Below are 7,232 nucleotides of genomic sequence, written 5' to 3'. Positions count from 1 at the left end.
CGCTTCGACGTGGTGATCCAGGACGGCGAGGTGCAGTGGCTGGGCGACAGCGGCAGCTTCGCCTTCACCCCCACGGTGCGCAAAGCCGCGGCATGAGCGTCGGGACCGCCCCCCTCCGCACCGATGTCGTGGTACTCGGCGCCGGCGCCGCCGGGCTGATGTGCGCGATCGCCGCCGGCCAGCGCGGGCGCCGGGTGCGGGTGATCGACCATGCCAACAAGATCGGCAAGAAGATCCTGATGTCCGGCGGCGGCCGCTGCAACTTCACCAATACCGGCACCGGGCCGGGCAACTTCCTGTCGGCCAACCCGCACTTCTGCAAGTCGGCGCTGGCCCGCTACCGCCCCACCGACTTCATCGACCTGGTCGAGCGCCACGGCATCGCCTATCACGAGAAGGAACTGGGCCAGCTGTTCTGCGACATCTCCTCCAAGCAGATCGTGCGCATGCTGGTGGACGAGTGCGCCGCGGCGGGGGTGACGGTGCGCACCGACTGCAGCGTGCGCGCGGTGGAACGCGGCAGCGAAGGGTTCCGCCTGGACACCGACGATGGCCCGGTGCATGCGGCCTCGCTGGTGGTGGCGACCGGCGGCCTGTCGATCCCCAGCCTCGGCGCCAGCGGCTTCGGCTACGAGCTGGCGCGGCAGTTCGGCCACGCGGTGCTGCCGACCCGCGCCGGGCTGGTGCCGCTGACCCTGAGCGGCAAGCACCAGGAACGCCTGCACGACCTGTCCGGCCTGGCGCTGCCGGTGGAGGCCAGTTGCAACGGTGCGCGCTTCCGCAACTTCATGCTGATCACCCACCGCGGCGTCAGCGGCCCGGCGATCCTGCAGATCTCCTCGTACTGGCAACCGGGCGACGACCTGCGCCTGGACCTACTGCCGGGGCAGGACGCGGCGACCTGGCTGCGCGAACAAAAACGCCTGCGCGGCGCCGCCGAGTTGCGCACGGTACTCGGCGAGGCACTGCCGCGCCGCTTCGCGCAACGCCTGTGCGAGGTGTGGCTGCCGGACAAGCCGGTGCGCCAGCTGGACGAGCCGCAGCTGCGCGCCGCCGCCGAGCTGCTCGGCGCCTGGCCGCTGGTGGCCAGCGGCACCGAGGGCTACCGCACCGCCGAAGTCACCCTGGGCGGCGTGGACACCGACCAGGTGTCGTCCTCGACCATGGAATCGCGGCGCGTGCCCGGCCTGTACTTCGTCGGCGAAGTGCTCGACGTCACCGGCTGGCTGGGCGGCTACAACTTCCAGTGGGCCTGGGCCTCGGGCCATGCGGCTGGTTTGGCGGCCTAGCGGGCGGGAATGGGGAATCGGGAATGGGGACTCGAAACACCGCTCGTTGCGCGCGCGACTCGGTCCGCCCGCGAACGTTCAGACACGATAGCCCGCTCTTGCGACTCCCATTCCCGATTCCCCATTCCCGAACAACATGGACGCGACCGCGGGCATCGTGTATTAAACCCCGTCCCCGGGAGGCTTCATGCACACAGGCAAAGACATCACCCTCCGCCTGATGATCGTCGACGACAGCGGCGAAGACGCCGAGGCGATCGTCAGCAGCCTGCGCAACAGCGGCATCGCGGTGCGCCCGTCGCGGCCGCAGCACGCCGAGGAGTTGTCGGCGATGCTGACCGCGCAGCCGATCGACCTGGTGCTCAGCGCACAGGCCCAGTCGATCCCGCTGCCGCAGGTGCTGCAACGGGTCGCCGCCAGCGGCAAGGACATCCCGGTCATCGTGCTGGCCGAGCGCATCGACGAACAGGAATGGCTGGAGGCCGTGGCCGGCGGCGCGCGCGCGATCGCGCTGCGGCAGCGTCCCGAGCACTTGCTGGCGGTGGTCCGCACCACCTGGGCCGACCTGCAGGCGCGGCGCGGCCTGCGCCGGATCGAGGCGCAGATGCGCGAGACCGAGCGCCGCTGCGACGCACTGATCGCCTCCTCGCGCGATCCGATCGCCTACATCCACGAGGGCATGCACATCCGCGCCAACGACGCCTACCTGGAGATGTTCGGGTTCGAGTCGTTCGACGACGTCGAAGGCGTGTCGCTGCTGGACATGGTCGCCCCGCAACACGTGGAAGGTTTCAAGCAGTTGCTGAAGTCGCTGAGCAAGGGCGAGCCGCCGCCGGCGCAGTACCAGGTGGACGCGCGCACCCTGGAAGGCGACAGCTTTCCGGCGACGATGGAATTCGCCACCGCCAGCTACGAGGGCGAGGCCTGCGTGCAGGTGGTGTTCCGCCGCCGCGAGGAGTTCGACCCGGAACTGGCGCGCGAGGTCGAGGACCTGCGCCAGCGCGACCAGGTCACCGGTCTGCTCAACCGCCCGACCTTCATGCTGGCGCTGGAAACCGCGGTGGCCCAGGTCGGCCGCGGCGAGGGCCAGTACGGCTTCCTGCTGGTCGAGCCGGATCATTACGCACGCCTGTTGGCCGACATCGGCCTGGATTCGGCCGATGCGCTGGTCGCCGCATTGGCCCAGCACCTGGCTGCCGCCATCGACGGCGACGTGCAGGCGGCGCGCTTCGGCGAGCACAACTTCGCACTGCTGCTGGAAGGCGACTACGCGCGCACCGCGGCGCTGGCCGAGCGCCTGCTGCAGGCCTACGCCAGCCAGGTGTTCAGCGTCGGCGAGCGCTCGGCCACGGTCACCGTCAGCATCGGCGGCGTGCAGATCGGCGAGAAGATCGCCAGCGTCGGCCAGGTCCTGGCCCGCGCCAGCGAGAACGTGCAGGCGACCGTCGAACTGGGCGGCAACGCCTGCAAGATCTTCGACCCGGGCGCGGCCGACCGACTCGAGGAAGAGCGCGTGCAGCGCTGGGTCCAGCACCTGCGCGAGGCCCTGGCCGGCGACGGCTTCCTGCTGCACTACCAGCCGGTGCTGAACCTGCAGGGCGAACCGCACGAGCTGTACGAGGCCTACCTGCGCCTGGAGCGCAACGACGAGCTGATCGGCCCGTCGACCTTCCTCGGCATCGCCGCCGAGCATGGCCTGACTGCCGAGATCGACCGCTGGGTGGTCGCCCGCGCGATCGCCGTGATCGGCGAACGCCAGCGCGCCGGCCATGCCACCAGTTTGCTGGTCAAGGTCAGCCCGGAGGCCTTCGCCGACACCCAGATGGTCGACCTGATCCGGCGCGAACTGGCGACGCACGGCGTGCCCGGCGACCGCCTGTGGCTGCAGACGCCGGAGGCCAAGGTGTTCACCCACCTGCGCAACGCGCAGCAGTTCCTGGCCGACGCCACCGCCCTGGGCTGCAAGGTCGGGCTGGAACAGTTCGGCTCCGGCCTGGACTCGTTCCAGTTGCTGGCGCACTTCCAGCCCTCGTTCCTGAAGCTGGACCGCGGCTTCACCCAGGACCTGACCCAGACCCGCGAACACCAGGACAAGATCCGCGAGATCACTGGGCGCGCGCAGTCTGCCGGCATCCGCACCATCGCCGAGTTCGTCTCCGACGCCACCTCGATGAGCCTGCTGTTCAGTGCCGGCGTCGATTACGTGCAGGGCGAATTCGTCGGCCTGGCGGCGCCGGGGATGACGTTCGATTTTGCCTGAGGGGCCGCGATTCGGGATTGGAGATTCGCAAAAGCAACGGCCGGCGGAGCCTGCGCTCCGCCGGCCGGCATGTCGATCTAGCGAACTTATCAGCTCACCGTCGCGTTGACGTGCGAGGCGCGCAGGGTGGCGATGCGCTCGGACAGCGGCGGGTGGCTCATGAACAGCTTGCGCAGGCCCTGGCCCAGGCCACCGGCGATGCCGAAGGCCTGCACCTGCGACGGCAAGGTGCTCTGGCCATGGTTGAGTTCCAGCCGCTGCAGCGCCGCGATCATCTTGGCGCGGCCGGCCAGGCTGGCGCCGCCGGCGTCGGCGCGGAACTCGCGATAGCGCGAGAACCACATCGCGATCATCGTCGCGAACAGACCGAACACCAGCTCCAGCACCATCACGATCGCGTAGTAGGCCAGGCCGCGGCGGCCGTCGCGGTTGCCGGACAGGTAGCTGTCCACCACGCCACCGACCACGCGCGCCAGCACGATCACGAAGGTGTTGAGCACGCCCTGCAGCAATGCCATGGTCACCATGTCGCCGTTGGCGATGTGGCTGATTTCATGGCCCAGCACCGCCTCGGCCTCGTCCTCGGTCATGTTCTGCAGCAGGCCGGTGGAAACGGCGACCAGCGCATTGTTGCGGTTGGCGCCGGTGGCGAAGGCGTTGATCTCCGGGCCGTCGTACACGGCGACCTCGGGCATGCCGATGCCGGCGGCCTGCGCCTGGCGCTGCACGGTCTGCAGCAACCAGCGCTCGGTGTGGTTGCGCGGCTCGGTGATCACCTGCGCACCGGTGGCGCGCTTGGCCATGAACTTGGACAGCAGCAGCGACACCAGCGAGCCGCCGAAGCCGAAGATCGCGGCCATCACCAGCAGGCCGCCCATCTGGTTGGGGTTGACCCCGAACACGGACATGACAATGCCGGCCAGCACCAGCACCGCCAGGTTGGTGATGAGGAACAGGACGATACGATTGAACATGTGAGCGTGGGCTCCGCACGGATTAAATGGAAGGATTGGCTCGAATCTGCGGTGTCGGCCGCTTGAATTCAAGCGCGTATCTGACCGAGGATTCAGCTTGTCCATGTCCCCGCCTCCCTACCGCGGCCGCTTCGCGCCCTCGCCCACCGGCCCGCTGCACCTGGGTTCGCTGCTCGCCGCCTTCGGCAGTTGGTTGCTCGCCCGCCACGCCGGCGGCCAGTGGCTGCTGCGCATCGAGGACGTGGACCGCCCGCGCAGCGTGCCCGGCGCCGCCGAGCGGCAACTGGCGAGCCTGCGCGCCTGCGGCCTGGAGGCCGACGGACCGGTGCTGCGGCAGAGCGAGCGCGATCCGATCTACCGCGACGCCCTGCAGCGGCTGCTGCAGGCCGGCCTGGCCTTTCCCTGCAGTTGCAGCCGCAGCGACCTGGCGGCGCAAGGCGGCGTGCACCATGCCTGCGTGGCGACCCAGGTCCGCGCTCACCCGGCGCTGCGCCTGCGCGTGCCGCCCGGCGCGGCCAGCGTGGTGGCCTTCGACGACGCGGTGCGCGGCCGGCTGGCCCAGGACGTCCATGCCGAGGTCGGCGATGTGGTGCTGCTGCGCGCCGACGGCTGCTGGGCGTACCAACTGGCCGTGGTGGTCGACGATGCCGCGCAAGGCATCACCGACGTGGTGCGCGGCGCCGACCTGCTGGACTCCACGCCGCGGCAGATCCTGCTGCAGCGTGCGCTGGGCCTGCCCACGCCGCGCTACCTGCACCTGCCGCTGCTGCTCGACGCCGATGGCCGCAAGCTGTCCAAGTCGCACGCGGCGCTGCCGCTGGACGATGCCGACCCGCTGCCGGCGCTGCGCCTGGCCTGGGCGACGCTGGGCCAGCCGCCGGCAGCGTTGGCCGGCGCCGGGTCGGTGCCGGCGCTGCTCACCGCCGCGCTGCGCGCCTTCGACCCGACGCGGTTGCCGTCGCAGGACCGACGCGTGGACGATGCGATGCCAGTCGCACCGGCTATCCCCAGCGACATCAAGGCTGACTAGAATCGGACCCTGGGCCGCGCCGCGGCCGTCCTTTCCCACCATTTCTATCCGGAGCGACATCCATGACATCACGCGTTGCGCTGGTCACCGGCGGCACCGGCGGCATCGGCACCGCAATCTGCGAGCGGCTGGCCGCGCAGGGCCACCGCGTGGCCAGCAACTACCGCGACCAGGCCAAGGCCCTGGCCTGGCAGCAGCGCATGCGCGAGCGTGGCCACGACGTCGCCATCGTCCCCGGCGACGTCGCCTCGCCCGAGCACGCGCAGACCCTGGTGCGTGAGGTCGAACGCCAACTCGGCCCGGTCGAGATCCTGGTCAACAACGCCGGCATCACCCGCGACACCACCTTCCACAAGATGACCGCCGAGCAATGGCACGAAGTCATCAACACCAACCTCAACTCGGTGTTCAACGTCACCCGCCCGGTGATCGAGGGCATGCGCCAGAAGCGTTGGGGGCGGGTCATCCAGATCAGTTCGATCAACGGCCTCAAGGGCCAGTACGGCCAGGCCAACTACGCTGCGGCCAAGGCCGGCATGCACGGCTTCACCATTTCCCTGGCGCGCGAGAACGCCAGCTACGGCATCACCGTCAACACGGTCTCGCCGGGCTATGTCGCCACCGACATGGTGATGGCGGTGCCGGAGGAAGTCCGCGCCAAGATCGCCGCCGACATCCCCACCGGGCGTCTCGGCAAGCCGGAAGAGATCGCCTACGCAGTGGCGTTCCTTGTGGCCGAGGAAGCGGCGTGGATCACCGGCTCGAACCTGGACATCAACGGCGGCCACCACATGGGGTGGTGAGCGGCTGAATCGCTCAGGCGGCGGCTTTCGCGCGAGGTAACGCTATCCCGCATTGGCCGCCACGGCGGCCTGTGGACTTTTGCTGCGCTGCGAATGCTGCGCAGCATGATTTTCTTGTTGCACCCGCGTGTTCAGGTACTTTCGGCGGTTGCAAGCCCTGCTGCGCTGCGCCATGCTGCGCGCCTACCGTCACAGAGCGATCGCTTCATGGCTGAGATTCGCATCATCAAGAAGTATCCCAATCGCCGCCTCTACGACACCGAGATCTCCAGTTACATCACCATCGAAGACGTCCGCCAGCTGATCATCGACGGCGAGGAATTCGAAGTCCGCGACGCCAAGACCGGCGAAGACCTCAGCCGCGCAGTCCTGCTGCAGATCATCGCCGACCAGGAACAGGACGGCGAACCGATGCTGTCCACGCAGTTGCTCAGCCAGATCATCCGCTTCTACGGCGACTCGCTGCAGGGCTTCATGGGCAACTACCTGGAGCGCAGCATGCAGGTGTTCCTCGACCAGCAGCAGCAGTTCCGCCAGCAGATGGGCAATCTGCTGGGGCAGACCCCGTGGACCATGATGAACCAGCTCACCGAGCGCAACCTGGAGCTGTGGCAGGAATTCCAGCGCAACCTCGGCGCCGGCTTCGGCCGCCCGGCCGCTGGCACCGGCAAGCCTGGCGAACCGCCGGCGGGCGCCGCACCGAAGTCGCGTCCGCGCTGAGGATTGCGGCCGGGTGAGGTTCGGCGGGGCGCTTCGCGCCTTACCCTCACCCCAACCCCTCTCCCGGTGGGAGAGGGGCTTTTGCTCTCCCTTCTCCCCCCGGGAGAAGGTGCCCCGCAGGGGGGGATGGGGGGGCGGCCGCGCGCCCACCACACG

General features: G+C 69.3%; 6 protein-coding genes. 5 read left to right on the top strand and 1 reads right to left on the bottom strand.

What is annotated here, in order from left to right:
- Positions 1-92 precede the first annotated feature (92 nt).
- Together CEK69_RS20520 and CEK69_RS20515 are read left to right on the top strand one after the other, a co-directional pair.
- Entirely contained in the window at positions 93-1,289 is a 1,197-nt protein-coding gene (locus CEK69_RS20520; protein WP_152247640.1) for an NAD(P)/FAD-dependent oxidoreductase, read from the top strand.
- A 187-nt stretch (positions 1,290-1,476) separates the two neighbouring features.
- Positions 1,477-3,549, top strand: coding sequence for an EAL domain-containing protein (locus CEK69_RS20515; RefSeq protein WP_017914086.1), 2,073 nt, complete (start codon positions 1,477-1,479; stop codon positions 3,547-3,549).
- A gap of 89 nt (positions 3,550-3,638) precedes the next feature.
- Here the strand turns inward: CEK69_RS20515 and htpX are convergent, their stop codons facing one another.
- On the bottom strand, positions 3,639-4,523 hold the full coding sequence (htpX, locus tag CEK69_RS20510; RefSeq protein WP_017909331.1) for a protease HtpX: 885 nt from the start codon (positions 4,521-4,523) through the stop codon (positions 3,639-3,641).
- Positions 4,524-4,626: 103 nt separating this feature from the next.
- On the opposite strand from htpX, the gene gluQRS reads away from it, so the two are divergent.
- The 3 genes from gluQRS (at position 4,627) to phaR (ending at position 7,076) form a co-directional block, all read left to right on the top strand.
- Entirely contained in the window at positions 4,627-5,553 is a 927-nt protein-coding gene (gluQRS, locus tag CEK69_RS20505; protein WP_152247638.1) for a tRNA glutamyl-Q(34) synthetase GluQRS, read from the top strand.
- A 62-nt stretch (positions 5,554-5,615) separates the two neighbouring features.
- A complete protein-coding gene (locus CEK69_RS20500; protein WP_017909333.1) occupies positions 5,616-6,356 on the top strand; it encodes a beta-ketoacyl-ACP reductase in 741 nt (246 codons plus the stop codon).
- 207 nt (positions 6,357-6,563) lie between these two features.
- Positions 6,564-7,076 (top strand): polyhydroxyalkanoate synthesis repressor PhaR, encoded by a 513-nt coding sequence (phaR, locus tag CEK69_RS20495; protein ID WP_010342976.1) that lies wholly within the window; start codon positions 6,564-6,566, stop codon positions 7,074-7,076.
- Positions 7,077-7,232: the final 156 nt, after the last annotated feature.

Origin of the sequence: Xanthomonas sp. LMG 12462 (assembly GCF_009192885.1) — a bacterium.
GTDB classification, from domain to species: domain Bacteria; phylum Pseudomonadota; class Gammaproteobacteria; order Xanthomonadales; family Xanthomonadaceae; genus Xanthomonas_A; species Xanthomonas_A sontii.
This window is presented reverse-complemented; position numbering and strand designations above follow the sequence as displayed.

What these genes read in the sequence shown, in the direction of transcription:
- CEK69_RS20520 (WP_152247640.1), top strand. Translation starts at nt 93, where the DNA reads ATGAGCGTCGGGACCGCCCCCCTCCGCACCGATGTCGTGGTACTCGGC.
- CEK69_RS20515 (WP_017914086.1), top strand. Translation starts at nt 1,477, where the DNA reads ATGCACACAGGCAAAGACATCACCCTCCGCCTGATGATCGTCGACGAC.
- htpX (WP_017909331.1), bottom strand. Translation starts at nt 4,523, where the DNA reads ATGTTCAATCGTATCGTCCTGTTCCTCATCACCAACCTGGCGGTGCTG.
- gluQRS (WP_152247638.1), top strand. Translation starts at nt 4,627, where the DNA reads ATGTCCCCGCCTCCCTACCGCGGCCGCTTCGCGCCCTCGCCCACCGGC.
- CEK69_RS20500 (WP_017909333.1), top strand. Translation starts at nt 5,616, where the DNA reads ATGACATCACGCGTTGCGCTGGTCACCGGCGGCACCGGCGGCATCGGC.
- phaR (WP_010342976.1), top strand. Translation starts at nt 6,564, where the DNA reads ATGGCTGAGATTCGCATCATCAAGAAGTATCCCAATCGCCGCCTCTAC.